This window comes from Paenirhizobium cremeum, from assembly GCF_022884085.1.
GTDB lineage: Bacteria > Pseudomonadota > Alphaproteobacteria > Rhizobiales > Rhizobiaceae > Allorhizobium > Allorhizobium cremeum.
Window position 1 is genome coordinate 95,688 of sequence record NZ_JAGGCS010000013.1, and the last position, 26,171, is coordinate 121,858.

Genomic DNA, 26,171 nt, shown 5'->3' on the forward strand with positions numbered 1-26,171 from the left:
TGAAACCACGAAAGGAAAGTTCATGTCCAACCGCGCCATTCTGGTCGTCGACCTGCAAAATGAATATTGGCCTGCAGGCAATTTTGCACTGCATGGGATCGAAGCCGCCGCAGCCAATGCTGCCCGCGTCATGGATCATGCCCGGTCCAACGGCGACCTGGTCGTCAACATCCGCCACGAAATGCCAGACGGTCCGCTCTTCGTTCCCGGGACAACAGGGGCCGACATCAACGATATCGTGCAGCCGGCGCCTGGCGAAGCGATCATCACCAAGAATTTCCCGAACTCTTTCCGCGATACCGGGCTGAACGCCCTTCTCGAGGAAAGAGGCATCGAGGACGTCGTCGTCATTGGTGCTATGAGCCATATGTGCGTAGATGCGACGGTCCGCGCCGCCAATGATCTGGGCTACAAAACCACGACGATCCACGATGCCTGTGCGACCCGCGATCTGGACTTCGATGGTGTCACCGTCCCGGCAGCAAGAGTGCACGCTGCACTGATGTCGGCGCTGTCCTTTGGCTATGGCGAGGTGATCTCGACTGACGCCTTCCTTGCTCGCTGATGTCTGATCAGGAGGGACGATCCATGACCACACGTAGAGAACTCTTCGCACTATCGGGTGCCGCCCTCGTTGCCGGTGCGCTCCCCGTCAGCGCTCAGAAGGCGGCTTTGCCGAAGGAAATCGTTGAAATCACACAGATACGCAACGCAACGCTTCACGTCGTTTATGGCGGGGTTCGGTTCCTTGTCGATCCGATGCTTTCGGATCGTCAAAGCTGGCCGGGCTTTGAGGGGACAGTAAATAGCGAGGAGCGCAATCCACTCGTACATCTTCCTATGACGAAGGAAGAAATCATCGATGTGGATGCGGTCATCGTGACCCATTTGCACGAAGACCATTGGGATGAGGAAGCTCGCAAACTTCTGCCCAAGACCCTTCCGATTTTCGCGCAGAATAATGCGGATGCTGAGATCATACGGGGGCAGGGGTTCACCGATGTTCGCGTGTTGTCGACCATGTCGAGCTTCAATGATGTGCAACTCATCAAGACCGAGGGCCGCCATGGGACCGAGGCTCATTATGCAGCGATCGGCAAACTTCTAGGCGAGGCATGTGGGGTCGTGTTCAAGGTGGCCGGTGCAAAGACGGTCTATCTCGCAGGCGACACGGTCTGGCAGGAGGATGTTGCCGCCGCTCTGGAAACGCATCAGCCAGAAGTGGTGATCCTGAATACCGGCTACGCGATGGTCGTCGGGATCGAGGGTGGTATCATCATGGGAACACAGGATGTGCTTTCTGTTCACAAAGCTGCCCCTGAGGCCCTGCTGATCGCCAGCCACATGGAAGCTGTGAACCACTGCACCGTCAGCCGGGCAGAGCTAAGAGCTTTTGCTAATGACAACGGTTTTGCGGATAAGCTGCGCACCCCGGGTGATGGCGAGACCCTTGTGGTTTGACTTGGTGCGAAGCGGCGGGCGGCCAGTGACCGCCGCTTGCCGCGATGCACCTAAGCCTGAGTTTTGCGGCGTACCGGGTCCAGCAATGTCGTCTCAGTTTAAAACAGTGTTAGCTTCGGTTACTCAATCGACAGGCTGGAGGCTGACTGATTTCAGGCTCAAATGAGATTGTCAGTATCCTAAGGCGGATGTTTGGTGTTGGCGCACAAGCGACTTGAGAGCACCCTGGCGGCATGTCCGCTTTCAGGCGCATGAGGTGATGACTTCAACGTCCAGAACGAGGGCGCGTAGCCGCCTGGCAGCTATTTGTCCCGGAATGTCTCCTTCGCGGCGAAGGATGACTTCGCTGGTTGGAGTGTCATTCAGCCCTCAGCCTGAGGCGCCGCTGCGAAGCGGACGCCTGAGAACTCGCGCCCCTGAACAGCCGCGCCTCGTGTTGGATACCAAGCATGATCGCGTCGAACCCTGCCTAGCTGGCAAGATTGGGCGGGGGCATTTTTCTTCGCAGAGCAGCGAGAAGCAGGTCTAGATCCCGATTTGCAGCCACCGCCAGCATGAGGTTGTCAGCAACCTCTGTAATAGCGGAGAGGACTTCCGTATCCTCCCAACCTCGGCGCATGGCATCCTCTACCAGGTCCTGCAAAACAGTCTCCACCGCCATCTGACACGCGATGTAGCGGCTTTCGTCCTTTTCGGGTGGCGCTTTTGGAAAGTCTGTCATCTTCCAGCAAATATGCTTCCTACCGGCGCGTGCAAGGCCGCAGCTTCGGGATCACGACGGATAGGCCGCACCCTGCAGGGCAGGGTGCGGCTGTACCTCACTGAGGCTTGTTGTCGTTTCCGGCCTTGCTGTTGAGCTCGACTTGATAGCTGAACTCGACCTTGGCGATGAGCGGAAGCATCACGGCGATGGAGAACCGAAGTTGGCCCTTGTGGGACAACTTCGCGATTTGCCGGTTGATGAACTGGCGAAGGCGACGGCCGGTTTTCTGGCAGAAGGTTACGAGCGTTTTCATCAGAGGTTCCTCCTTAGTGGTTGTGCGTAATCGCGAAGCTCGAATACGGCTGGAACCGCCGAGTGCATCGCGTAGCGATCGCAACGGAGCGAAGCGGAGAGGAGAACCCTTTAGGGTTGCACACTAAGGCGGGGCCTGACGTATCGTGCGCAGCATTAGATTGCTTACGGCCACTAAGGAGCGGCCTGAAAACGCGGCCTTCGTAGCCCCGGCCGTCGTCTTTGCCTTCAACCGGCAAATCGTGATTCGGCCGGCAGGTCGGATCTCCATCCCCGTGATGCTGCAGCGGTGGTTGAGCTCGCGTCGACGCTCCTAGCCGGAAACGACAACAAGCCTCAGTGAGCCGTCCCGCTTGCGGGGCGCGTCCGTCGTGAGGGGGAAGGGGAGTTTGAGGGGAGGGGCCGAAGGGGGCTCCCCTCATTGCGGTTGGGTGCCGCTCGATGCGGCGCTCAAGCGCTCCTAAGCCTGGGCGGCCTCGCGCTTACGCAACAAAAACCGCTTCAGGCTCCGTCCGGCTCCCAAGATGTAGGGTGGCCGTGCAAGAGAGTAGTGACCGCAATTCAGCCGCAGCACGCACACGCTGGCTCCGGCACTCTGCAGCCGCCCTAGCAGGCGTTCTGACAGGTACGGCAAAACAACCGTGTCCCTCGATGCCAGGATGGCATGAAGTTCGAGGCTTGGCCGCGCCAGCCTGTCTGCATGGGTTTCAAGATTGAGTGGTGCCCACGCTCGTTGCAGCTGGGCAAGCGTAAGATGCGGCTCGAGGCTCTTCCGGATCGATCGGGTTGCGCGCCCAGTCCATACCATTTCGGCAAGGCTTCCTGCCGTGAGGAAGAGTGACGCCCGAGAAACAGCGGTCTCATGCGCCGCGACCAGTCCGGCTATCCAGGAACCAAGACTCATGCCGAGGACAGAAACATCCCGATACCCCTCGCGCTTCAGCCAGCGGATAAGCTTGCGCCCGTCCCATACAGCCTGTCTGACGGCCTGCACCGTTCGGCCGAGATTGGCGCTGAGCATGTAATCGGCATAGAGCGAGCCCGGACGCTTGCGCTCCAAGTGGTAAGGCATGGCGATCTCGATGACTGTGATCCCTTGCCAGGAGAGGAACCCGGCAAGCTGCCGGTTCCGACTTTCGGCGTTCCAGTGATGGAAGATCACCACCGCCTGATCGCGTTTTCCGCTCTCGGTGATCCTGGCCCACACGATGTTGTTTTCAGCAACATCGGTTGCAACGTCCGAAGGGAATTTCAGCCAGCCATCCCGAAGCTCAAAGGTTTGGTCGCTTGAATCAGGCGGCTCAAAAAAGTCCGGGTCAGCGGCGGCCGTTTCCGCGAGAACGCAAAACTCCTCTACCGTTTCAGCCGCCCCCATGCCGGGAAATGCACGATCGGCGTCCAGAATGAAGTCCGTGATCTTCTTGGCCTCTTCGCCGCGCTGTGCGCGACCCTCGTCCCAACGATCCAGCCAATTATGAAACATGGCTGTCGCCTCTTATCTCACGGGCACGCCAAGCTGGCTCAAACGCCGGATCAAATAGACCATAGGTCGCAATGAGTGCGGTAACGATCAGCAAAACAGAGAAACCATCGGACGCGTCGATCAACATGTATGAGACGAAAAGCAAACCGATCACCGCAGACATCTTCCACAGGGGGGAACGAAGCCGCCGATCATCCCCCAAGCGGATTGCTCCATACACAAAGACGCTGCAGGTCGAAAGCACGACGAGCAAGCTGCTGTAGTGTGTGGGCATGATGTAACCGAAGGTCCTATCTCCATCGTCGTAATCTGCCAGCGCAGCCCAGAGATCGCGGACCAGCCATGTCACGAAATCCGGGCCCTGCGATGCAAGATAGGCACTTTGTGCCTTCATGCAGATGGCAGCAAGGACGACGAGCACGGAACATCTGAAGACCCCGCGCATGATCCGCAGACCGATTTCACTGGTGTCCGGCCGGGCTCTCTGCTCGCCAAGGAGTTCAGCTACGCGTTTAAGCTTCCATAGATCATGGATGATCGTATGCAGCAGGATCAGGCCAGCGAACAGCATGTAGAAGCTTGTGGACATGTAGAGATAGGCAAGGGCGGTAAATACGATTGCCGCCGGCGTCGATAGGATATCCGGCCTGATGATACCGATCGTCCCCCAGCTTGGGGCAAAATCCTGCGCTTGCTCAAGCAGAGGGATAAGCTGCACGCCGATCCATTGCACCACGCCCGCGAATAATATGCAGATCAGGAAAACTGCCCAATAGGTCTGTGAGTTGGCCTGCAAATGTAGCGTCCAGGCGTCGCTGCTTCTTACACGATCAGCCTCCGCCAGTAGCCTGAGGCGGCCATCATGCTTCCAGAAACCCAGAAGCTCGATGACGACGGCGAAAAACAGTGGCAACAGCACCATGAACAGGAAGGTCCAGTTCGGTGCCCAGAGGAAGCCAACCTGCTTCTCGATACCATCCGAGCGCACATAGGTGATGCTGTGGATCCCCAAAATGTATGAGAGGAATCCGAGGGCGGACGAACCGGCGAAGATCCAGGCCGGCAAGTTCAGATGTGATCCATGCGAGAAAATCGCCTCGGTCTTGATTGCCAAACCCCTTGGCCGCTCCGCTGGCATGGTTTGAAGGTCCACCGAGACGACGGGCGTTAGAGAAACCTGGTTTTTTTCTGGCGCTGACGTGTCAGGCACACGCAGGGCAGTCGCAGTCGAGCCACCGGTCTTCTTTTGATCTCGCCGCCTGGCGGTCAGGCGCCCTTGGGCCGAGCTGAGCTCATTCAGCCAATCATTCGTCGCCTCGCGATCGTCGCAACCGAAGATGCGTGCCAGCCAGCGAATGTTGGCCGGGCTGATGCCTTTGTCATTCTCCTGAAACCAGAGCTGGACGGTGCGAAGATCCACTCCGACACGGTTGGCGTCGATCTTTGAGATGGCATCCGCCAGTAGCTCCGGCGTCCACGGGCCTTGGGGAAAACCGTCGTCACCCAAGGGGCGTCCGGCACCCGCAGCAGCCATTTTCTTGAACAGTTCCTTGAAATCGCTTCCATCCGCCGGCGGCGGAACAAAAATCTTACCGTTTTTTTCCAATGACTTACAGCCCAAGATTTCGTCTTGTTTCGTATCCTATCGTGCGTTGTGGACGATTTGATGGTCTGAGACGATCCCCAATGCAACTAGATCGGTGAGGCATCCGCCATGCTACTGTCGTCATCCAGTTCGCGTTCGTCCCGTGAAGCAATTGCCACTCGATGCACCAAAACAGCTCCGGCATTGTCCACGTCCAGGAGAGTGGTAACGGAGATCGCAGCTGGTGCGACAGGAGAAACACCTTCGCTTCGTGAGCTGATCGATCAGCATTCAGCGGCAGTTCAAGGGGGGAAAAAGGCGAAGGCGAGCCGCCTGGCAATCATCAATTATGAGCCAAAAGGCGACGGTGAAGCGTATCTAAAGCTGACCTATCTGGCCGGTTATCTGATCGCGACCAGGAGCTCATTATCTATCCAAGAGCTGAAGTCGATTTCTGAGAACTCTGGCGCTCGTGGACGCCCCTGACGTTCCGATCCCGGCCTCGCTTCAGCGGCAGCAATTGGGCGGGAGGGGAGCCGAGGGGAGGGGCATGGGCTCCCTTCGGGCGGACCGCAGCCCGCTCGATGCGGCCAGGTTCGCAACTGCCAAAATGGCTACGGGGCCAGTTCTTCCGAACCAGCCCCGCAAAAATGCATCCAACAATTGTCAGCTTACCAGCCCTAACCGCTCGCCAAGGCTTGGCGGCGGCGGCGTTCCTGCTTCCTTTGTCATGGCGACGATGGCATCCTGTGACAGCCCTTCGATCTCATAGCCAAACCGGCGCGCGCTCTCGATGATCGATTCAAGGCTTGGGTGCTGCTCAAGAAGCGTCCCGAACCACAGTGCATATTCGTCGGTTTCCTCGTCGGGAAATGCCTGCAGAAAGAAGGTGCGCAACGGCGGATCATAGCCGATTACGGCGTTCTCGTCGGTCTCTTCGTCCGTTTTCACGGTCACGGTGTAGCGGCTCAATGGTGTCCTCCTGGTGTCGGGCCGCACCGAAATGCGGCCCAGGTCCTATTTGAACAGCGGCATTGACCGCTTGTTGGTCAGGCCGGCGCGGTCGGTCTCAAAGCGGTAGCCGTCCCAGTCCTTCCACGCTTCCCAACCTGTTGCGGTGGCGCGTCCATACCAGACGCGCACCCTGACCTTATTGTTTCCAAGGTCCTCGACAACCTCAACCGTGTGGCTCCCTCCTAAACCGGAGGGCGTGTCGAACACCTCAACGCTTCGGCGCTGGCCGTTGCTTTTCATGCTTCGCCTCCTACAGCCGGAAATGGGCAACCAAGCCCTGATTGGCTCGGTGGCTTGCCAGTGCATAGGCGCACGCCTGCGCCAGAAGGTCCGGATTCGCTGTCATGCCCGACCTCGCGCGTCCCTTGATGTCGGCTTTCAAGTCGTCATCGCTGGTCCCAACGTGCATGTTTCCAACAATCCAGCGCAATTGCGCATAGGGGATCTCATCAACGCGCCGAACAGGCAGGGCCGAAATCAGGCCCTTGCGCTGACTCGCTGCCTCTCCGGCCTCACTTGCCTCCTTCTTGGTCGGGAAATAGGCTTTCACCAGTTGGCGGCGCTGCGCGTCGGCGGCGCTGATGAAAGCGTTCGAGTCGTCTTCTTGGGTGTATAGGCTCCAGTCGGCGGCACTGCCGCCGAACATGGCGTCGACTCGGCCGGAAAACTCCATGACTGTAAAAATTTGCTCATTCATGTGGGGATCCTCTGTTTTCCGGGGCTGATCAAGCGGCGCTGTCGCCGCTGATCGATTTCAAGACGCACTTGGCCGCATAGCGTCCGGCCTCGTTCAAGTTGCGCTGCCACGCTCCTTGCGATGGGGACCAGCGGAACCCGTGAGATTTCAGGGTGCGCCGCGTCTGTTCGTCCGGCTTGCCGGGAAACAGCAACTGAATGCGGGCCATGTCGGTATTTTCCTTGACCGTGACGGCTCCTGCCTCCGTCTCGACGTCCTCGGCGCGGTCGCCGCGCCTCTTCATCGTAGCAAGCGAAGTGAGGCGGGGTTGCATGCGACGCAGTTCGGCGCGGGTGTTGGTGGTGGAAAAGCCGCGTCGGTTCTGCCACGGGGCAAGGGTAACGCCGCGCGATGCCCTCTCCTCGTCCATGCCGGTTTCTGCCACCACACGGGCCAGAATGTCGGCTTCACTCGCCTGATCCTTCTCCATCCGACGAATGATGACATTCGCCCGTTTCATCCGGTCGATGGACAGTGCCAGGTCTTCGATCCGCGATGCGATGCGCTGCATGGCGGCCGGATCGCCGGAGCGGATCGGCTCGTCATCGGTCCCGTGGGGAAACGCCTTGCGCTTCAATGCCTTTTTCGCAGTCGCGATATGGGCTGAGATGTCAGCACGGCGGGCGTCTGAAACTCGCATCCGCTTTTCATTGCGGGCGACGGGAAAGCGGGCAGGTCCGGTGATAAACCAGTTCATGCAACGGCCTTCCGCTGCCCAATACTTGGCGGTGATCTCGACATGACGGCGGGCAAACGCCTCTAGTTCAGCGTCCGGCAGGGGCAGTTTTGCTTGCTCCCACAGTTCCACCATGAAGGCGGCAAAACCGTTCAGGCGCTCTGCCAGCCCCTCCAGTTCGAACAGCGCGCGCCGCTCCGGAAAATGCGTGAGAGCATAGAAGCTATGTTCGATGTCCTTCGCCGCGATGGTCGCGGCAAAGGTTCCGGCAAGAATGGACAGGGTGCGGTCCTCGACAACAGCGATGATCATCGGACTACCCCCGCCATGACGGTTGGGTGAGTGCGGGTGATGCGGGTCTGGAACCCGATCAAAGCGCCGCCCAGAATGACCCCATTGGGGGAATGCTCGTCTGCCTTGGCAAAGACCGGATCAAGAACCGGCTTGCAAACGTTCAGGCGGGCCGCCACTTCCTCAATGCTGATCTGCGGCGGCAGGACATGCGAGCCGTCCAGACTGGCAAGAACGATTTTTCCGGCCAATGGCTGCGGGTAGCCGTCAAAGACGGTGAAGGCGGTCAAGCCGTTACGCAAACCCTCCTCATCGACGATGAGAACGTGGTTCGTATCGAATGGCACCACCTCGACAAGCTGGCATCCAATCAGCCCGTAGGTCTGAGAGAACGCGCTAGGTGCTGCGACCTGTGCAGCTTGAATGGTCCCGGCTTCCGGGTCCAGGAGGTAAACGGTTGCGGTTGTGGTCATAGTTCTCACCCTTTCTCCAATTCCGCGAAGCGGTCTTCTCGTGCTCCTCGTGGGCAGGAGCCCCGCTCCTGTTCCCGAGTTCGCGCGGAGCAGCGGGGGAGAGGGTGGCAAGGGGATAAAACGGAGGGGTTTCGCCCGCCCGAGGCAAAGCCGAAGGGGCGTCGCGTCAGTGGCGATCCTGCACGAAAGCGCGGCCGTAAGGCTGCGCGAAGGAAGGACGGGGAGACCGTTTTTTCCCCTTGTGAGGGAGAGGGGGCGGCGCTCCTCTTTCCCTCATCAAAGAGACAGACAGGACGCCTCCGGCGTCACTGCTTCATCGTGACTTAGACCGGACAAATCATGCTGATGCTGATCACTGTGAAGAGCTTTAGGAGAGTGGAGAGGCCGCCCCGATCAGGCGGGACGGCCTCCGCAGGCATGACAGATAAGGGCTAGAGATCTGCCATGACCTGACCTGATCAGCCGGCAATATGGGTCGATCGCGCGAGGCTGTAAATGTTCCGAACCGGTTTTTACCCAAGACGCATGTGATGGAAGGCGAAGCCGCAGCGCAACCGATCGTCACCCGAATGGGCGGAGACAGTGCCTGCTGGCTCCGTGCCGAAGGCATAGAGCGGGGTCGCAAAGCGATGCGCCAAAGCAGCGATCCGGGGTAGACTTTCGAGGCACCATCTTTAATTGTCCCGGAGGAATAACGATTATTTTCCAGTATGGTTGTTGGCAATGGCAGGTTTCGGACTCGAGCAGTGGGTAAACTATCTCGGACTTGAACGCGTTGACGATCCAAACAAAGATCATCCGGTTTATCGCAAACGGCTCGACGGAAAGATCATCGATCTCAGGCAACTGGATCTGCTTGTCGCGCAAAGGCTGCGTGACCTGCGGACCGATCGACAACTTGCGCAAGCCAAAGTCGCTATGCTGCTAGGGGTGAAGGAGGCTACCTACGCCCGCTACGAAAACGCCTCCTCCTTGATGACAGTCGGACGCCTGCTCCACGTTTTCGAAGTCCTGGATATCACTCCGGAAGAGTTCTTCGATCCTTTCGTCAAAGAACGGTCCCCTCAATCCGAAGGCAACTCACAGGAAGCAGAGAGAAACAAGCTGATGGAAGAAACGGTCGGCCACCTGCAGAAGCTCGACGTAACGACCTTGAAGATGGTGCATGACCTTGTGCTTGCTATGGAGCCCCGGACGATCGAGAAGCAGAGAGGGAATGGCGCGGCGAAAGCAGCGCCATAACTTGCACTCAATGGGTTGGCTCTGGTTTCCGCCGCGCGCCGGCCGCCATTGGCGAATAGCCGGCGCTCATGCGGCGTCCTTCCCCCCATCTGGCGAAGCCACCGCTCGGATCGATCGGCGCCAGTCCGAGATCCGAGGAAGACAATGAAGAACATCGGAGCTTTCAGCATAGCGCCGCCCCTCCTTAAAGGGCGGGAAAGCGGGAATTCTCGACACGGTTTTGACGGATAAAGGGAAGCCGCAGGAGGCTTAGCATAGCGCCGCGAAGCGGAAGCCGGGACCGACTTCCCCCGCCAAAACCGTTCCGTTAGATTCGACAGTGACAGGAAAGGTGATCCCATGACCAATGCTTTTGACCAGGCACTGCAAAAGGCAACCGGCGGCTACCCAGTCGATACCCTGATCGTCACCAGAAACGAGGATGGCGAACCCGAAGTGTCGATGTTCGTGCTCGATGCCGACAATCAGCTGCTGCAGGTCGCATATGACCCGGAGGGCGGTATCATATTCAAAACCGCTCAACAGGACGACTCGCTTTTCTCACGCCATCTCCTTGAGCGGATCGCGAAGATGCAGGTTTCGGCGGACCGAAGATGGAAAGAGCTTCAGCGTCATTGGGTGGACGACAAGGCGACCTGGGAGGGCTTTGAACATCTTCTCGATACACCAAGTATTTAGTGAAGCGAGCGCGTCGGCTCCGGCAGCAGCATTACCATCTGCTTCACGACCGTTCGCAATTTTCTCCAGTTTTGTAGATCGCCTTCGTTCACTCGCTCCTGGATCGCTGTCAGAATCCATCCGACGCAGGCTATATCGTCTGCAGCGCGGTATTCGTCCGACCGATGGAAGCAAGCGACGATGCGAGGCCGTGCGCCTTCCTCGGTCTTCGGAATCTGCGAAACCAGATCCTGCGCTTCTCGATAGGCCTTTGCCACACGTTTGAGGTCGTCTGGCCCGGCTTGAGTGATCATGCCGACGGTCCACATCAGCGTACTTGACAGGTGTTCCACTTCGTCAGTCATGGCGATCCTCATTCCTCTCCATTGTGACAACGCCTCAAAAAGTTAACACCACGCCGACACTCGCGTCAGGTGCAAATCTGCAGATTAGGATCGCGTAATCTTCTATCTTGATTTTTGGCGTCCTTTGTGTTCCCTGTTTGTTCCTTTCGCTATCAGTCGTGAAAGGATCGAATTGAATGCTCGCCGGCCTGAAAATCGAGGCAGAAATCTATGTGCCTCTCATGCTCCACGGGTTATGCGCCGGCTTTCCATCACCCGCAGATGACTACATCGAAGAGTCCATCGACCTTACCAAGCTCCTGATCCGAAACCCGCCGGCAACCTTCCTGTGGAAGGTCGACGGCAATTCGATGCGAGACGCCGGGATCTTCCATGGGGATCTGATCGTGGTCGACCGAAGCGTGCGGCCGGTCGATGGCGATATTGTCGTGGCGACCGTGCACGGCGAGCGATCATTGAAGCGGCTGCGCATGACGGGCGGTCGGCCGCGGCTGATGTTTGAGAATTCGGACATGCCGCTGTTCGACCTTCCAGAGATTGCAGAAGTCGAGATCTGGGGTGTCGCACTTTGCAACATACATTGGCTGCGACCGAGGAAGCAGGGATGACCTCATTTGCACTGATTGACGGCAATTCATTCTATTGCTCCTGCGAGCGCGTCTTTGACCCTGCCATAGCAAAGCGGCCGGTGATTGTTTTGTCCAACAACGACGGGTGCGCCGTTGCCAGAACGGCGGAGGCCAAGGCGCTCGGCATTGGCATGGGCGAACCCTACTTCAAGATCCGCGATCTCTGTCGTGACAATGATGTGGCGGTCTATTCCAGCAACTACACCCTTTATGGCGACATGAGCGCCAGGCTGAATGCGATCTATCGGCAATGGTCTCCGGATGTTGAGGTCTATTCGATAGATGAAAGCTTTTTGGATATGACCGACATCAGGCCAGCGGATCGCGTCGCCTTCGGCCGCGATCTTCGGTCCACGGTTCAGCAATGGACCGGTATCCCGACCTGTGTCGGCATTGGCCCGAGCAAGACACTGGCAAAGTTCGCAAACCACGTTGCAAAGAAGAACCCGGAGCTCGGCGGCGTCTGCGACCTGACAGATGCAGCCGTACGGCGAGGCTGGCTCGATCGCGTCGAGGTTGGGGAGGTTTGGGGCGTTGGATCGGCATCAGAGCGAAAGCTATTCGACCTGGGCATCGAAACAGCCGGCGACTTGGCTCGCGTCGATGCGCGGCTTGCCCGCAATCTTCTGAGCGTGGTGGGGGAGAGGACGGTTCTGGAACTGCAGGGCATTTCATGCCTGCCGCTTGAAGACGTGCCGCCACAACGGAAGGGCTGCGCCTTAACCCGATCCTTTGGAGCGCCAGTCACGGATCTTGCCGGAATGCTCGAGGCAGTCGCGGCCTATGCGATGAGGGCAGGGGAGAAGCTGCGCCGGCATGGCCTCGAGGCGACACATATGGCGGTCTTCATGCACACGTCGCGCTTCAACAGACAAGACAAACCGCACTCGGCACAGACTACAGTCCACTTCGCCGACGCTTCCAACGACACTTTCGACCTCATCCGGGCCGCTCAGAGCGGGGCGCGCAAGATATTTAGGGACGGCCATCGCTACGCGAAGGCCGGCATCATCATGAATGATCTGGTGCGGGCGGCGTCACAGCCACGGCCCCTGTTCGGCGCACGGGACCGTGACCAATCGGAACGGCTGATGACGGCGCTGGATTTGGTCAATGGGAAATTTGGACGCGGATCGCTGATCCCGGCCTCGGCCGGAATTAAGCGTGACTGGCAAGCAAAGTTTGACCGCCGATCGCCGCGATACACGACCAACATCAAAGAGTTGCCAGTCGCACTGGCAAGATGAGGTCTAGGCTGTAAGTGAGAAGCCGCCCTAGTGGGGCGGCTCGTTGCTGATCAACGCTTCGAAAGCGGCTTCTTCTCCGGCAAGCTTCGCTTCGGCCGTCGCCAGCTCGGCTGCGATCTGCTGGCGCTCTGCCGGGTCGATGGATGCTGCAAGTTCGGCACGCAGCTCGTTGATGTGGTCGTAAGTGGTCATCATCAGCTCCTTTGATTGAAAACAAAGGCGGCGGACCGATAAGGGAGGGCTTGGGTCAACGACCGCCGAAGGCGGCCTTCGGGGCGTGGGGGAGCCGATTTCGTTGCGCAGCCGCGAAATTGGGGGCACCGTGCATCGTTGACGCAAGCGCTGCCTTATCGGTGGAATTGGCTGATGTTGAGAGAGAATATACCTCTCCGTATCGCACTTTTTTATGTTCCTTCGGAACAGGCACTGCAGGCGGGCGTTGTGGCCTGGGAGGGGCTAGGGAATGACTGACAATACAGCGATATTCAGAAAGCTTGCCTGCAGCGACATGGTTCGAAACGCGCTGCAGAATCATGCGTACCGTCACCCAGTTGCCTATGATGATCTCTTTGGAACCCTACTAGAGCGCCTATCTGACGCGGAAAGCACGTCGGAGGTGAGGAGTTATTCGCCTGCTCGAAACGCGGGACTTGCGGATGGCGGTGCGACAACCCATATCGAGATTGTCTGACGCGGGCGCAAGCCTCCCCAGCTTCTGCGTCAGTCGTTCCCCCTCTGGAGGTCTAACCTTCACACCCTAAGGGCCGCGACTTTCGCTGGCCCTTTTTTCTTGCGCCAATTCCAGTCGGTCAACCGCACCTCGTCTCGACAACCAGCCCAATGCGGTACCTCTCCTGATCGTCAGGCGGTCCTCACGGAAGTCCCACGCCACCATATCGCTGGCCCCGCTTCAACGCACCGTTTTGTCGCTGGTCAGCCGCATGGCCTCTTCGTCTGTGCGCTCAATCTTCCCGCCAGGCCATCGAGTGACAGCAACGTTCCAAGGAACGTCTGCGCGTGAAGTCGACACGCGATCCGCGAAGTACCCGGCTACAGCGAACGCCAAGCCGGCGACGATCGACGAAGAAGGAATAGTACGGACTTGTGATCTTGGCTCTCCTTAAACTGAAGCATTTACAGAGAGTTCCGGATTGGCTTTTCCGGGTCTCTCCCAGCCCATCCAATCTTGTCGCACTAGTCGAGTGCGGTGACACCATGACACCGCCGGGAATGAACACTCCTGTTGCTCGCGCGGCAGGTCTTAGGTTAGGCTGGTCGCTGATCTTGGATCGTGGTTGAAACCCTTGTCCCGATACAGTGCCTGCCAGCATGACGAGACTTAAATGCCAAGGGACGCGACCGCTCGTCTGGAGGCGCAAGGGGTGGAACTCAGCGGCATGGAAGAGATCCAATGATCATCGAGCTTGGCCATTATGCTCTCGTGCTGGCGCTCGCCACCTGTCTCGTCGTCTCCATTCTGCCGGTGATCGGCGCGCGGCGCGGGGATGCGGCGATGATGGCGGTGGCGACGACCGGCACCTACGCAATGTTCCTCCTCGTCGCCTCCTCCTTCGCGGCCCTCACCTACGGCTACGTACTCTCCGACTTCTCGGTGCAGAACGTCTTCGAGAATTCGCACTCCCTCAAACCGATGATCTACAAGGTCTCCGGCGTCTGGGGGAACCATGAGGGTTCGATGTTGCTTTGGGTGCTGATCCTGACGCTGTTCAGCGCCATGGTCGCCTTCTTCGGCACCAATCTGCCGGACCGCCTGAAGGCGAACGTGCTGGCCGTCCAGGCCTGGATCACGACGGCCTTCACCCTCTTCATCCTTTTGACTTCAAACCCCTTCATCCGCCTGTCACCCATCCCGGCCGAGGGTCGGGATCTGAACCCGGTTCTGCAGGATATCGGCCTCGCGATCCATCCGCCTCTGCTCTATCTCGGCTATGTTGGCTTCTCCGTCTGCTTCTCCTTTGCGATTGCCGCCCTGATGGACGGCCGCATCGATGCCGCCTGGGCCCGCTGGGTTAGGCCCTGGACGCTGGCCGCCTGGGTGTTCCTGACGGCCGGCATCGCCATGGGCTCCTACTGGGCCTATTACGAACTCGGCTGGGGAGGCTGGTGGTTCTGGGATCCGGTCGAGAACGCCTCCTTCATGCCCTGGCTGGCGGGCACCGCCCTTCTGCATTCGGCGCTCGTCATGGAAAAGCGCGATGCCCTGAAGATCTGGACGGTGCTGCTCGGCATCATCGCCTTTTCGCTGTCCCTGCTCGGCACCTTCCTCGTACGGTCAGGCGTGCTGACCTCGGTGCACGCCTTTGCGAACGACCCGACGCGCGGCGTCTTCATTCTCGGCATTCTCATCATCTTCATCGGCGGGGCCTTCACCCTCTTTGCGCTGCGCGCGCCGATGCTCAAGGCCGGCGGCCTGTTCCAGCCGATCTCGCGTGAAGGTGCGCTGGTTCTCAACAACCTAATTCTCACCGTCTCCACCGCGTCTGTTCTAATCGGCACGCTTTATCCGCTGCTTTTGGAGACGCTGACGGGCGAGAAGATCTCGGTCGGTCCGCCCTTCTTCAACATCACCTTTGGGTTGCTCATAATACCCCTCCTGCTCGCGATGCCCTTCGGGCCATTCCTCGCCTGGAAGCGCGGCGATCTACTTGGTGCGCTGCAGCGGCTTTACGTGGCGGCGGCGGTCTCGCTCATGCTTGGCCTCGGTTTCTGGTACGCCCAAAATGGCGGTCCCGTCATGGCGGTGGCAGGCCTTGCGCTCGCCTTTTTCGTCATGGGCGGCGCGGTATCCGATCTCTGGTATCGGGCAGGCTTTGGCAAGCATCCGCTGTCCACCGCCTGGAGTCGACTGAAAGGCCTGCCGCGGTCGGCATTCGGCACGTCACTTGCGCATTTCGGCATGGGTGTGACCGTGCTCGGCGTCGTGGCCGTCACCACCTTCGAGACGGAAACGGTGGTCGAGATGAAGCCGGGCATGACGGTGGAGGCCGGCGGTTATGTCATCACCTTCGACGGTATTCGCGCCGCGACGGGACCTAACTATAGCGAAGACCAGGGGCATTTCACCATCCGCGAAGATGGTGTCGAGGTGGCCGATGTCTGGTCGTCGAAGCGGCTCTACACGGCCCGCCAGATGCCGACGACGGAAGCCGGCATCGTCACCTTCGGCTTCAGCCAGCTCTACATCTCGCTGGGTGACCCAATGGCCGCCGGGGGCATTGTCGTACGTGTCTGGTGGAAGCCCTGGATCCTCTGTATCTGGTCCGGTGCCATCGTGATGATGGCTGGTGGCATCGTCTCGCTCTCTGATCGCCGTTTGCGAGTCGGAGCGCCTAAGCGAACCAAGGCCTCGATAAGGCCGTCGTTAGGGGTCAGCTGAGTGCACGAACAGACAGCCCCCTCCGCTTCCTGCGCGAATTAGACGAAGGCGCCATCCCGGCCCGGCACAAGGCGGCTTACATTCTTCAGGCAGCCTTGTTCGACCCAAACTTTGGTGCCAGACGAATGTAAGCCAACTGGCTCAGCAGTTCGATCAGTGTCTGCGTGACAATTATTGCCGGAAGGATCGGTACAGCACCCGGGACAGCGAAAGCCAGCGGCAGGACGACCAGAGAGTTGCGCGTGGCGGCACTGAATGCGACGGCACGGCCCGCTGGCGCATCAAGCCGGAACAACTTACTCATACCCCACCCCGCCAAGGGCGCAGCAACCGCGTATGCCACGTATATTGGCACAACACGGAAAGTGGCATCGAGTGCGGGGCCGAGTTGCGGTACGACGGCAGCAACCACGACGAAGAGTACGAACGCTGTCGCAGGAACCGGAAGCAGCCCCAAAACCGCCGACGCACGCTGCCCTGCCACACTTCGGCCGGCCGAGAACTGGATGAGGACGGCGAAGACAAGCGGGACTGCGATCAGCCAGACGAACGCGTGGAAAAATGGTCCGGCTTTGATAAGAGACCCAGCCTCGGGACCGAGGAAAACGCTCAAATAGACGGGCAACAGTAGCATTTGGACGATCAAGAGCGTGGGTGTTGCTGCCAGCAGGAGACGGGCGTCGGCGCGGCCAAGATGCGAGAACGTAACGACATAGTCGATGCATGGGGCGAGAAGGACCAGCAATACGCCAAGCCGTATCATCGGATCAGGTGGAAGAAACGGGACGAGAACTCCCACTAGCATAGGCATGACGACAAAATTCGCCAGCAGCAGGACGCCAAGGAAGCGGAATTGCGCGAGGGCCATCCGAAGTTCGGCAAGCGGAACCTGAAGGAAGGTCACAAACAACATGAACGCTAGCGACGGATTTATGCCGATCTCAAGTGCGGTTGTTCCAGAGATCGAGAGAGCCGCCAGAGCGCCAAGGATAACTGCGCCAAAATAGATCTGGACCTGATGATTTTCGAGGGTGTCACGGAGGGTCAACGGAGCGCTTTCAGTTTTCATTTCAGGCCGACGAAGCTAGCCAGGTCCGAGAACAATGGCCGCCGTTGCTATCCGGTGGTTTAGTCTTCGAACGCCTTTGGTGCCAGCTCGTTGCAGACAAGAAAAGCGCTGCGGGGCTGGAGAACTGGACAGGGAGGCGGACAGAAAAGTCCGATTTCCAGCATCACCTGAAAGCTTCCACTATATGCCGCAAGTCGCTGAATTTGAGCATGTCGACCTGCGCCGTAGATCAGCGTGACAGTTTGAAAGGTCTGGGGATAGGTCGGTCCGGGTGCGTGTCAGGCTTTGCGGTATACATGCGCTGTTCTCTGCCTTTCCATGTTGACCAGGCATGAAACTGCTGATGACTTCAATTGGATTGTTCTCCAATTTTCGGGATTCGGACAGCTATCCGATTTATCCGCCACCATGCGAAGACCGACAGGAGGAGCATTGCGGCAAGTAAGACAATACTTGCAAAGCCCCAGCCGGTTTCCACCGCCTCCTCTATCTGTGCGCCGAAAACGAAGCCCGCCGAAACCAGGCAGGCGGTCCAAACTATTGCGGATGCTGCATTCAGAACTGTAAACTTTGCCCATGACATTGATCCGAGACCAACCGGAAGCGCGCCGATGGTCCGCATACCCTTGGGATATCTGTAAAGAAAGATGTAGGCCCAGCCGTACTTTGCAACTAGGATTTTCGCGGCCGCATAGGCCTTTTCGGCAAAAGGCCACCTCGTTAACCACGCATCCCCGTATCGTCTCGCGATAAAGAACCGTGCTTCGTCCCCGAGATAGCCGCCGGCAAAGGTCACCGCTAAAACAAGGGACAAGTCCAAAGCTTGTGTTTGAGCCGCATAGCCCGCGAACAACGGGAGACTACCGCTTTTCAGCATGCAGTATGCGAAAAGCAGGATGTACATCCATGTCCCGTATTCTCGTACTAGATCAGACAAACCGTCCATATCGCTTCACCAAATCAAATCGCAGGCACAAACAGAAACTCTTTTGTGTACGATCTACACGATCTATCGGATGTTTTCCGTCGCATGGCCTGCCTGGTGAGTGCACGACCATCGGACATCTGGTTCAGTTTGGCATAGCCCGGGCACGAGCTGAGGCTTCCGGTGTTTTCCGACAGCCTCTACATGACAGCGCCAGGGGAATGCGGATAATCGGAGTCAGCTCCTACAGGGCACAGGCCTCGCATGCCTGGCCTCACGACTTCAGGCCGCTGAACTGTCGGTGGGGACTTCACGGTTTTCTCCGCCTATGCCTCAGAGAAGCGAGGCAGGCTGGTAACGACGATGGGGGTTTTGCCTGGCACTCGACCATACAAGTCGACCACGTCCTGATTGATCATCCGGACACACCCTGAGGATACCGACTTGCCGATCGTCCACCATTCTGGCGATCCATGGATGCGGTAAAGCGTGTCTTCGCCATTCTGGAAAATGTAAAGCGCACGCGCGCCCAATGGATTCTTGAGGCCAGGTGGCATACCGCCATTGGCAATGCTGTAGGGCGCAAGTTCCGGCTGTCGAACGACCATCTCGTCAGGTGGCGTCCAGCGCGGCCACTGACGTTTGTACTGAATGACCCCCTTGCCCGACCATTCGAACCCCTGCCGGCCGAGACCGACCCCGTATCGCATCGCCTGTCCGCCCTCGTAAGTCAGGTAGAGAAAATAGTTGGCCGTATCCACGACCAATGTGCCTGGCCGCTCTCCAGTCGGATCACTCACCATCTGCCGGTAATAGCGCTTGGCGATCTTCTGGTAGGGTATAGCAGGCAGCGGGAACTGTTCGTTCAGTATCGGTCCATAGGTGGTTTCCAGAACTGGATGGGATATGGGTACGATTTCAGACTGTGTCGTCTCTGCGGTCGTTGCCGAGCAGCCAGTCAATACAGCCGCCGCTGCCCCAGCCCCCCCGATAACGAAGCCTCGTCGTGTCAATTTGCCAGACTGCAATGTATTTCCTCTCGACGGTTGAAGTTCTGGCTTACGAGCCGGTCATCAGATTGCGGATTTTCTTCATGCGAACCTCGCGGGATTCATGCATGTCGAGCGTTCCTTTGAAGCTACCATTGGCGTCCATCATGTATACGCCAGCCGTATGGTCCATTGTGTAGCTTCCATCTTCGGTCGGAACCTTGCGTGCGTAGGCGGAGAAAGCTTTGACAGCCGTCGCTGTTTGCTCCGGCGTTCCCCGAAGGGCAAGGATTCGACGGTCGAAGGATGTCATGTACTCGTTGAGCAACTGCTGAGTATCTCTCTCTGGGTCAACGCTGATGAAAACAACGTTGAAACCGCTCGCAGCGGGCCCGAGTTCATTCATCAGGTCACTCAGCTCGAACAGCGTTGTGGGGCAGATGTCAGGGCAGTGGGTAAAGCCAAAGAACGCCAAATACGGCTTTCCCTTGAGGACAGCGTTATCGATCACTTGGCCCCGGTGCGAAACCAACTCAAATGGGCGACCGATCGAAGGGGTAGAGGACGTGTCTGGCTCACCACGTTTGCCGCCACTCGATTGGAGCAAGTAACCTATAATCAGTAGCAATGTGACGATCGCAACCACACACCACGCCACAAGTCGAAACGCTCTGAGAGCTTTCATCTAATTCCCTGCCGACATTCACCCTGAAGAACCTCTTAGAGTAGTCCTAATCCCTCTAGTAGCTTGAGGTTCAAGGCAAGTGGCGAAGAAAATCGCAATTCTCCTCAGTCATGTCGCTGTCATCCACATCGGACAGAAAGCGCCCTTGACCCTCAAGCTACTAGAGGTTTCATACTGGCAAGCATCAATGAACGACGGGAATGGCAGAGCAGTGGTGAAATCTAACGACGGGGCATGGCTTGCGATCTTTAGCGCGTGGATGATTGCCATGAGTTCGACGCTCGGCGCATTGTTCATCGGTGAGGTCATGGGACAAATGCCATGCGATCTCTGTTGGCACCAACGAGCCTTCATGTTTCCACTGGCAGTCCTGCTCGCCGTCGCCGCCTTCCGCTCTGATGCCCGTGCCTGGATCTATGCAGTTCCGCTGGCAGCGGTGGGATGGTTGATCGCGGCATTTCACAACCTGCTCTACTTCAATATCATCCCCACGGCCATCAAGCCTTGCGGCCAAGGGCCATCCTGCTCGGGCGCGGGTATGCTCCTCTTCGGAACCCTCCCCATTCCGCTCCTGTCGCTTGGCGCGTTTACCGTCATCATCGCCCTACTTCTAATCGTGCGCCGGAGAACACCAGCATGAACAGACGCACTTTCGTCATCGCTTCGGCTTCAGCTGCGATCGCAGTTTTCGCAGGAGGTGCCGCCCTCTATAGTGGGCTCACTCCAGAAGCTGAGCCAGCGCCCTCCCCAATGCCGGGGAACAATACCCTTGTCAGAATGCACTCGCCGGTCATGGGGCCGGTTTCGGCGCCTGTGACAATTGTCGAATTTTTTGATCCGTCATGTGAGGCGTGCCGGGCATTTTATCCGCTCGTAAAGCAGATGATGGCGCAGACCGGAACCGACGTGCGGCTCGTCCTGCGATACACCGTATTCCACGAGGGTTCCGACGATGCCGTGCGCATATTGGAGGCCGCGCGCAAACAGAACCTGTTTGAACCGGTCCTAGAAGCGATACTGGAACAGCAGCCGGTCTGGGCCGACCATGGCAAGCCAGATCTGGAAAAGGCATGGCAGATTGCGGCAATGGCCGGACTTGATGTCGAGCAGGGCAAGAAAGATGCGGTGTCCCCCGCGATCGACAATATTCTTGCCCAGGATATGGCGGACGTTCAGGCCAACAATGTGAAACAGACCCCGACATTTTTCGTCAACGAAAAGCCTCTGACAGAGTTCAGTCCGCAAGGTCTTTTCACACTGGTGAAGGCTGAGATCGATGCCAGCAAGGCAGGATCCTGACCTCGGAGACAGGACCGGAATTCATGAGTGGACATCACCACGATCATGGAGCGGATGCAGGAGACAAGCGTATAGGGGAGCAATTCTCGTAAACGTGCTCCTTACCTTTGCGCAGATTGCCGGCGGCATCTTGTCCGGCAGTCTTTCCCTGATCGCGGATGCGCTCCACAACTTCAGTGACGCTGCATCACTTGTGATTGCGTATGGCGCACGCCGAATCTCGCGCCGCCCTTCCGACAAAGGGATGACGTTCGGCTATGTTCGTGCCGAAATCGTCGCATCGCTGATCAACTATACGACTTTGATCGTCGTTGGGCTCTATCTCGTGTATGAAGCGGTCATGCGGTTCATCACACCGGAGCCTATAGAAGGGTGGACGGTCGTGATCGTCGCAGGCATCGCGCTCGTCATCGATTTGATCACAGCGATGCTCACCTACACCCTTTCAAAAACCAGCATGAATATCCGCGCCGCTTTCTTGCGCAATGTGTCGGACGCCCTTGGATCGGTGGGTGTTATCATTGCCGGCACGCTTGTGCTGATATTCGGCTGGACATGGATTGACCCGGCGATCACCCTCATGATCGCAGGCTACATACTCTGGCAGGCCTTCACTGAGATCGGAGGATCGATCAGGATTCTGATGATGGCGGCGCCTGAGGACGTGGATGTGAACAAACTTGTTTCAGACATGCGTTCCGTCGAAGGCGTCCAGGAGGTGCACCATGTGCATGTGTGGCGGATCGATGAAGATCACAAGGCATTGCAAGCGCATCTCGTTGTGACGGAGTCATCTCTGCGCAGTGTTGCTGAAGTGAAAGGCGCAGTGCGAAAAATCCTGCGGGACAGGCACGGTATCGACCACAGCACTCTGGAGATCGAAACGCCAGAGGACGGTTGCGAAGACGGCGTACAGGTCATCGGTCATAATGTTATAGAGACCTGAGACTAGAGGCTTTGCAGGCACCGTTGACGGATATGCTCGACGATGAAAGCCGCATCGTCAGCGGCACCTGCGATCAGACCAGAGGCACGGTTCCGCTGCCAAGGTCGGCCAACATAGTAGAGACCGGCAACAGGCGAAACCCCGTTGGAGTGTATTGGGACAGCCCGAGCATCAACTGCACCCTCGACTTCAATCCAAGGGAGCTCATCGGCATAGCCTGTCGCCCAAACTATGGATCTGATGTTCTCGCTCGATCCGTCGGCGAAACTTGCCCCGCGGTCATGGATCGCAGCCAGTCTCGGCTTCAGGATTACCCCCAACCGCCTAAGTGAAGCATCGTCATTGCCACGAACAGGGAATGGATCCTCACGCCTCATCCTTCGCCCGATGATCCCCTGCGCCGATACACGTAGAAGGCCGAGCTGCCCCAGCCATACCCACAAACTGCGTCCGAGGATCTTCTCCGGTAAAAGCCTGCGCTTTCGCCCGCGTGCAAGCAGCACCTGTTGAAACCCAGCCATCGCAATTGCCACGTCCCTTCCACTCGCGCCATCTCCGACAACAAGAACAGGGCCTTTCGCCACCGAGCCCGGATTGCGGAACTCAGCTACGTGCATCTGCTGAATGTCGGCCGGGAGCAGTTTCGACAATCCAGGAATTCGCGGTGTCGAAAATGCCCCCGTGGCAACGATGACGGTATGACATGTGATTCGATCGCCGTCTTGCGTTGACGCCACGAAGAGACTGCCCACCTTCTCAAGTCGGACGACCTTCTTCGAACTGATGACCGGAAGTTTATGGAAGGAAGCATACCGCCGCAGATAGTCATCCTTTCCAGCAAAGCCATTTGCATCACCAACCAGGGGCATATCCGAGAGCGCGCTGATGCTGCGAGGGGTAAAGAGTGTGAGGTTGTCATATCTGTTGCGCCAGCTGTCTCCGATTTTTGTGCCAGCATCGACAATGAAGAATGTCAGGCCCTGCTGCTTCAAGGCATACGCCGCGGCGAGCCCGGCTTGCCCCGCCCCGATAATCAAGATGTTGGTCCGCACTGCATGCCCCTCAAGCAACATCGTCTTTACCCATCAACGGCTGGGGACGTTACGATTACATTGGGTTCAGGCCTTGCCTCTCGACCAATATGCGAGAAGCTCAAGAGAAAGACCGCCACAACGAAAATCGTGAGCACTGCCAACACAATCCAGTTATTGCGCCGTATCTTCTTAATCCGATCATCGGGCTGGGCCATAATTCAGTCTCCTGTCGCACTTGCGGCAGTCACCCCGTCGCCAGACCTGGCTTTCTTCTTTTGGAATGGGTCAGCCAACGCCGCATCTGGTCTGCTGACCGGATATTTTGTGCCCGAAATGCGAGCCGCAAGTCGGTCCGGACCCTCTTTCTTAAGGAGTGCGCGGAAACTTGGATGCATTCCGCCATCCACATAGGATGACACCGTCGAGCCGCCGGCCTGTTGAAGAGCAGCCTCAAGCTTTTGGGTTTCTTCGGCCATGCGGGCCATCAGTGCGGGATCAGAAGAAGCGGCGCTTGCGGGGCAAGCCTCCAGTGGGTAACGGGGCTCTCCGCCCACGAACTCTTTGTTGAACATGTAGCGGCGGCCACACACCGAGACTTTTGGTTGCTCCCGGGTCAATTCGAAAACGTCGTATCCCTCCTTCAGCGTCCGCCAGAACGACAGGTGTTCGTTGTCTCTGTGCAGCGTCATATTTTCCGTCGTCATCCGGAAAGGATAGGCCTGGACCTGGAAACGCTCCTGTCCCGATGAAAGTGCCTTGGCGACGATCGCATATATTTCACCGACGCCCTGGTCTGTCAGCGCAAAGCAACCGGAAGAGGAGCAAGCACCGTGGACCATCAGCGCCTCGCCGGTATAGCCGAGTGCCGACTCAAGCCTGTTTGGATACCCCAGGTTGAAAGATACATAGTACTGCGATTTAGGATTCAGCATCCCTTTCGAAACGTGGTAGAACCCCTCGGGTGCCTGGCGATCACCTTCCTTGACCTTGGGGCCTAGCTTCCCGGACCACCTGCACATAGGATATGTCTTGAGCAACGCGTAGCGCCCACTTCGGTCGATCTTCCAGACCTCGAGCTCGCTTTCCTGCTTGAAGATCCTGATGAGGACAGGGCTCTCCGCTGCCATCCCCTTCTTTGACATCTCTGCCAGCATCTTGCTCGACAGTTCGGGTGCCCTGCTGGACAGGTCGTCCAGCCCCATGTCTGAAACACATCCGGATAAGGAGACAGCTATAAACGCTCCAATGCAGGCATTCCGCGCGATCAAAAGTGCTCGCTCATTCAAATTCTGAAACCAATTCATTTCGTCACTCTTCGCGCTTTCAATGAAACCCTGCCGAAATCACCCGGAAGATGCCGAGCCCACCACGGCAGCCGGCAGTCCAAGAAGGGGGGACGACCGCACGACGCCGCATCGAACAAATCCTTAGCCGCCGGTATAAATATAGGACCTCAAGTAACTAGAGCTACAAGGGGTCGCCCTCGGAAAAGCTGAACGCTTCTCCCACCCAATCATCTACCCATCTTTGGGCACCGGACCAGGCACGACATCGAGCAGAGATTTATCAACCAGGGGAGTTACCTTCATCGGGCTTGCCCCGGAGGTGCGCATCCGGTCCATGTCTGCTGCAGTGAGGTAATCGAGCTTGGTGATCAGAGTTTTATAGTAGGCTTGCCGACCAGTCCGCTTGTTCATCCGCTCCACCAGATCTAACCTCAGGGTGTCAGCTGCGAATTCGGGATCGGTAAGAACCGGTCTGGACACCAGTGTCGCGATCAATTCGTCCGTCAGTTCTACCTCCGGACTGGGACTAGCGCGGAGTGCCTCGTCATTTGCGGTCATTGCCACTTCCGCGACGACGTAACCGTCAACCTTGTTCTCCCGAATGATCGGTACGGTCACCATCGCCGACTTAACCACCTCATGTTCGGTCAGCCTAGGAGACTGCGCCTCAACCTGTTTGGGCGCCGGTGCCCACTGGAAACCAGCGTAGACAGCAACCAAACACACTACGACACACCACACCCCGGAGAATGCAATCTTCCACATTTACTGATCTCCATGAGGACCAACCGGTGCTACGCCGGGATCCTTCGACGGATCGCTGTCTTGTCATCGCATTCAGGCGTGATTGGACAGTGCTCGATCCTTTATTCGATGAGAGCCGCTTTCAAGCCGCGTGTTGGACCCAATCCAACATCTACGGAAACTCGTTGACGATCCGTGCGCTTTAATCGGGAAGGTCAGGCTCGGGGAGGAGGATCAAGGAGATAGATGCCGGCGAAGATGCGGAACCGATTTGCTGAGACTCTATAGGCAGAGCTCATTCGCTCCGAAATTGGAGCGCTTTTCTGTATGCAAGCCAGAAGCTCGTGGGAATGTTCGACCAGATGGTGGCATTTCGCATGGGTACCGCCAGACCCAGTCCCTTGATGGACGTTCATGCATATCGTCGGCCCGGAGCTGCTGTCTCTTGCGACTGAGCCACGCGGACCCATGATGACAACTGCCAAAAGCAGTGCCACACACAAAATCCGAATCGATTTTCTAAGCCGCAACATCATCACACATTACATTCAACCTGTTTGACATTGCGTGAAGCTGGTGCGCTGACCTTGCCGCAGAACGGTTCATGCAGACAATAAGAATTGATTTCCCCGTGTAAGACCGTCGCCTCTAAACTTGGGATATGATCGCGTCAATTACACAAATCTCAAAGAACCTTGGAATGATCGTTGCGTTTTCGCTGGCGGGATTTGTGTCCGTTAAGATTGCTTTTGCCGTCGTTTGCTGGGGCATAGGACATGACTCCTTCGAGGCCATCGCGGGAATGGTCGCATCCATTGGTCTTGGGGGCTGGATCGGCATAGAGGCCTATCTGTCGTTCACAAGCTGGCGATCCAATAGGAAGGTGTCTGAATTCGACACAAGCCGATAAAATTGCACTGAAT

The 26,171-nt window shown here is 57.7% G+C and carries 28 protein-coding genes; 11 read left to right on the plus strand and 17 right to left on the minus strand.

All coding sequences use genetic code 11. The features are described from left to right. Positions 1–22 precede the first annotated feature (22 nt). Entirely contained in the window at positions 23–565 is a 543-nt protein-coding gene (locus J5N58_RS20585) for a cysteine hydrolase family protein (protein WP_244712827.1), read from the plus strand. Positions 566–588: 23 nt separating this feature from the next. Continuing rightward, positions 589–1,461, plus strand: a complete 873-nt coding sequence (locus tag J5N58_RS20590) for an MBL fold metallo-hydrolase (RefSeq protein WP_244712721.1) — start codon at positions 589–591, stop codon at positions 1,459–1,461. An 818-nt stretch (positions 1,462–2,279) separates the two neighbouring features. On the opposite strand, the gene J5N58_RS20595 is transcribed toward J5N58_RS20590, so the two are convergent. The 3 genes from J5N58_RS20595 to J5N58_RS20605 all read right to left on the minus strand — a co-directional run bounded on the left by J5N58_RS20595 (position 2,280) and on the right by J5N58_RS20605 (position 5,565). Next, positions 2,280–2,477 carry a hypothetical protein gene (locus tag J5N58_RS20595; protein WP_052642493.1) on the minus strand — a complete coding sequence of 66 codons (198 nt, stop codon included), beginning with the start codon at positions 2,475–2,477 and terminating at the stop codon, positions 2,280–2,282. 459 nt (positions 2,478–2,936) lie between these two features. Next, on the minus strand, positions 2,937–3,959 hold the full coding sequence (locus tag J5N58_RS20600; protein WP_244712723.1) for an alpha/beta fold hydrolase: 1,023 nt from the start codon (positions 3,957–3,959) through the stop codon (positions 2,937–2,939). Continuing rightward, complete coding sequence (locus tag J5N58_RS20605) at positions 3,949–5,565, minus strand: RcgA family putative transporter (RefSeq protein WP_244712725.1); 1,617 nt, start codon at positions 5,563–5,565, stop codon at positions 3,949–3,951. The genes J5N58_RS20600 and J5N58_RS20605 overlap by 11 nt, the downstream gene beginning before the upstream one ends. Positions 5,566–5,766: 201 nt before the next feature. Between J5N58_RS20605 and J5N58_RS20610 the strand changes: the two genes are divergently transcribed. Next, positions 5,767–6,030: a hypothetical protein gene (locus J5N58_RS20610; protein ID WP_244712727.1), complete on the plus strand. Its 264-nt coding sequence runs from the start codon at positions 5,767–5,769 to the stop codon at positions 6,028–6,030. A gap of 180 nt (positions 6,031–6,210) precedes the next feature. Here J5N58_RS20610 and J5N58_RS20615 read toward each other — a convergent pair whose 3' ends face one another. The 5 genes from J5N58_RS20615 to J5N58_RS20635 are packed head-to-tail and all read right to left on the minus strand — an operon-like array spanning position 6,211 to position 8,734. After that, positions 6,211–6,516 (minus strand): hypothetical protein, encoded by a 306-nt coding sequence (locus tag J5N58_RS20615; protein ID WP_244712729.1) that lies wholly within the window; start codon positions 6,514–6,516, stop codon positions 6,211–6,213. Positions 6,517–6,561: 45 nt separating this feature from the next. Continuing rightward, positions 6,562–6,798 (minus strand): hypothetical protein, encoded by a 237-nt coding sequence (locus tag J5N58_RS20620; protein WP_244712731.1) that lies wholly within the window; start codon positions 6,796–6,798, stop codon positions 6,562–6,564. A gap of 10 nt (positions 6,799–6,808) precedes the next feature. Further along, a complete protein-coding gene (locus tag J5N58_RS20625) occupies positions 6,809–7,255 on the minus strand; it encodes a hypothetical protein (protein WP_244712733.1) in 447 nt (148 codons plus the stop codon). A 28-nt stretch (positions 7,256–7,283) separates the two neighbouring features. After that, on the minus strand, positions 7,284–8,282 hold the full coding sequence (locus J5N58_RS20630; RefSeq protein WP_244712735.1) for a hypothetical protein: 999 nt from the start codon (positions 8,280–8,282) through the stop codon (positions 7,284–7,286). After that, the gene (locus tag J5N58_RS20635; RefSeq protein ID WP_244712766.1) at positions 8,279–8,734 is read right to left on the minus strand and encodes a DUF3846 domain-containing protein; all 456 of its coding nucleotides are present in this window, start codon (positions 8,732–8,734) and stop codon (positions 8,279–8,281) included. Before J5N58_RS20635 ends, J5N58_RS20630 begins: the two co-directional genes overlap by 4 nt. 723 nt (positions 8,735–9,457) lie before the next feature. On the opposite strand from J5N58_RS20635, the gene J5N58_RS20640 reads away from it, so the two are divergent. Together J5N58_RS20640 and J5N58_RS20645 are read left to right on the plus strand one after the other, a co-directional pair. Beyond that, positions 9,458–9,976 (plus strand): helix-turn-helix domain-containing protein, encoded by a 519-nt coding sequence (locus J5N58_RS20640; RefSeq protein ID WP_244712768.1) that lies wholly within the window; start codon positions 9,458–9,460, stop codon positions 9,974–9,976. Positions 9,977–10,315: 339 nt separating this feature from the next. Beyond that, a complete protein-coding gene (locus tag J5N58_RS20645; protein ID WP_244712770.1) occupies positions 10,316–10,654 on the plus strand; it encodes a hypothetical protein in 339 nt (112 codons plus the stop codon). Here J5N58_RS20645 and J5N58_RS20650 read toward each other — a convergent pair. After that, positions 10,651–10,998: a hypothetical protein gene (locus J5N58_RS20650; protein ID WP_244712772.1), complete on the minus strand. Its 348-nt coding sequence runs from the start codon at positions 10,996–10,998 to the stop codon at positions 10,651–10,653. The genes J5N58_RS20645 and J5N58_RS20650 overlap by 4 nt on opposite strands. A gap of 176 nt (positions 10,999–11,174) precedes the next feature. Between J5N58_RS20650 and J5N58_RS20655 the strand changes: the two genes are divergently transcribed. Both J5N58_RS20655 and J5N58_RS20660 read left to right on the plus strand, forming a co-directional pair. After that, positions 11,175–11,606: a LexA family protein gene (locus J5N58_RS20655; protein WP_232365660.1), complete on the plus strand. Its 432-nt coding sequence runs from the start codon at positions 11,175–11,177 to the stop codon at positions 11,604–11,606. Then, a complete protein-coding gene (locus J5N58_RS20660; RefSeq protein WP_244712774.1) occupies positions 11,603–12,874 on the plus strand; it encodes a Y-family DNA polymerase in 1,272 nt (423 codons plus the stop codon). The genes J5N58_RS20655 and J5N58_RS20660 overlap by 4 nt, the downstream gene beginning before the upstream one ends. Before the next feature lie 27 nt (positions 12,875–12,901). Here the strand turns inward: J5N58_RS20660 and J5N58_RS20665 are convergent, their stop codons facing one another. Beyond that, positions 12,902–13,069, minus strand: coding sequence for a hypothetical protein (locus J5N58_RS20665; RefSeq protein ID WP_230175223.1), 168 nt, complete (start codon positions 13,067–13,069; stop codon positions 12,902–12,904). Between the two features lie 1,216 nt (positions 13,070–14,285). On the opposite strand from J5N58_RS20665, the gene J5N58_RS20670 reads away from it, so the two are divergent. Then, positions 14,286–16,271 (plus strand): heme lyase CcmF/NrfE family subunit, encoded by a 1,986-nt coding sequence (locus tag J5N58_RS20670; protein ID WP_148169287.1) that lies wholly within the window; start codon positions 14,286–14,288, stop codon positions 16,269–16,271. Between the two features lie 85 nt (positions 16,272–16,356). Here J5N58_RS20670 and J5N58_RS20675 read toward each other — a convergent pair whose 3' ends face one another. The 4 genes from J5N58_RS20675 to J5N58_RS20690 all read right to left on the minus strand — a co-directional run bounded on the left by J5N58_RS20675 (position 16,357) and on the right by J5N58_RS20690 (position 19,939). Further along, positions 16,357–17,319 (minus strand): arsenic resistance protein, encoded by a 963-nt coding sequence (locus J5N58_RS20675; protein ID WP_232365661.1) that lies wholly within the window; start codon positions 17,317–17,319, stop codon positions 16,357–16,359. 370 nt (positions 17,320–17,689) lie between these two features. Continuing rightward, positions 17,690–18,244: a DedA family protein gene (locus J5N58_RS20680; protein WP_244712777.1), complete on the minus strand. Its 555-nt coding sequence runs from the start codon at positions 18,242–18,244 to the stop codon at positions 17,690–17,692. 347 nt (positions 18,245–18,591) lie between these two features. Continuing rightward, on the minus strand, positions 18,592–19,293 hold the full coding sequence (locus tag J5N58_RS20685) for a L,D-transpeptidase (RefSeq protein ID WP_083532141.1): 702 nt from the start codon (positions 19,291–19,293) through the stop codon (positions 18,592–18,594). 31 nt (positions 19,294–19,324) lie between these two features. After that, positions 19,325–19,939 carry an SCO family protein gene (locus J5N58_RS20690; protein WP_154722832.1) on the minus strand — a complete coding sequence of 205 codons (615 nt, stop codon included), beginning with the start codon at positions 19,937–19,939 and terminating at the stop codon, positions 19,325–19,327. A gap of 79 nt (positions 19,940–20,018) precedes the next feature. Here J5N58_RS20690 and J5N58_RS20695 point away from each other — a divergent pair, with 79 nt between their 5' ends. The 3 genes from J5N58_RS20695 to J5N58_RS20705 all read left to right on the plus strand — a co-directional run bounded on the left by J5N58_RS20695 (position 20,019) and on the right by J5N58_RS20705 (position 22,184). Continuing rightward, positions 20,019–20,579 carry a disulfide bond formation protein B gene (locus tag J5N58_RS20695; protein ID WP_244712779.1) on the plus strand — a complete coding sequence of 187 codons (561 nt, stop codon included), beginning with the start codon at positions 20,019–20,021 and terminating at the stop codon, positions 20,577–20,579. Next, a complete protein-coding gene (locus tag J5N58_RS20700; RefSeq protein WP_112590890.1) occupies positions 20,576–21,238 on the plus strand; it encodes a DsbA family protein in 663 nt (220 codons plus the stop codon). The genes J5N58_RS20695 and J5N58_RS20700 overlap by 4 nt, the downstream gene beginning before the upstream one ends. 94 nt (positions 21,239–21,332) lie before the next feature. Next, the gene (locus tag J5N58_RS20705; RefSeq protein WP_244712781.1) at positions 21,333–22,184 is read left to right on the plus strand and encodes a cation diffusion facilitator family transporter; all 852 of its coding nucleotides are present in this window, start codon (positions 21,333–21,335) and stop codon (positions 22,182–22,184) included. 2 nt (positions 22,185–22,186) lie between these two features. On the opposite strand, the gene J5N58_RS20710 is transcribed toward J5N58_RS20705, so the two are convergent. From J5N58_RS20710 to J5N58_RS20720, 3 genes are all read right to left on the minus strand, one after another. Next, positions 22,187–23,236, minus strand: a complete 1,050-nt coding sequence (locus J5N58_RS20710; RefSeq protein WP_244712784.1) for a flavin-containing monooxygenase — start codon at positions 23,234–23,236, stop codon at positions 22,187–22,189. Positions 23,237–23,436: 200 nt separating this feature from the next. Then, complete coding sequence (locus tag J5N58_RS20715; RefSeq protein ID WP_244712786.1) at positions 23,437–24,522, minus strand: L,D-transpeptidase family protein; 1,086 nt, start codon at positions 24,520–24,522, stop codon at positions 23,437–23,439. A gap of 213 nt (positions 24,523–24,735) precedes the next feature. Continuing rightward, the gene (locus J5N58_RS20720) at positions 24,736–25,269 is read right to left on the minus strand and encodes a hypothetical protein (RefSeq protein ID WP_244712788.1); all 534 of its coding nucleotides are present in this window, start codon (positions 25,267–25,269) and stop codon (positions 24,736–24,738) included. Between the last annotated feature and the right edge of the window lie 902 nt (positions 25,270–26,171).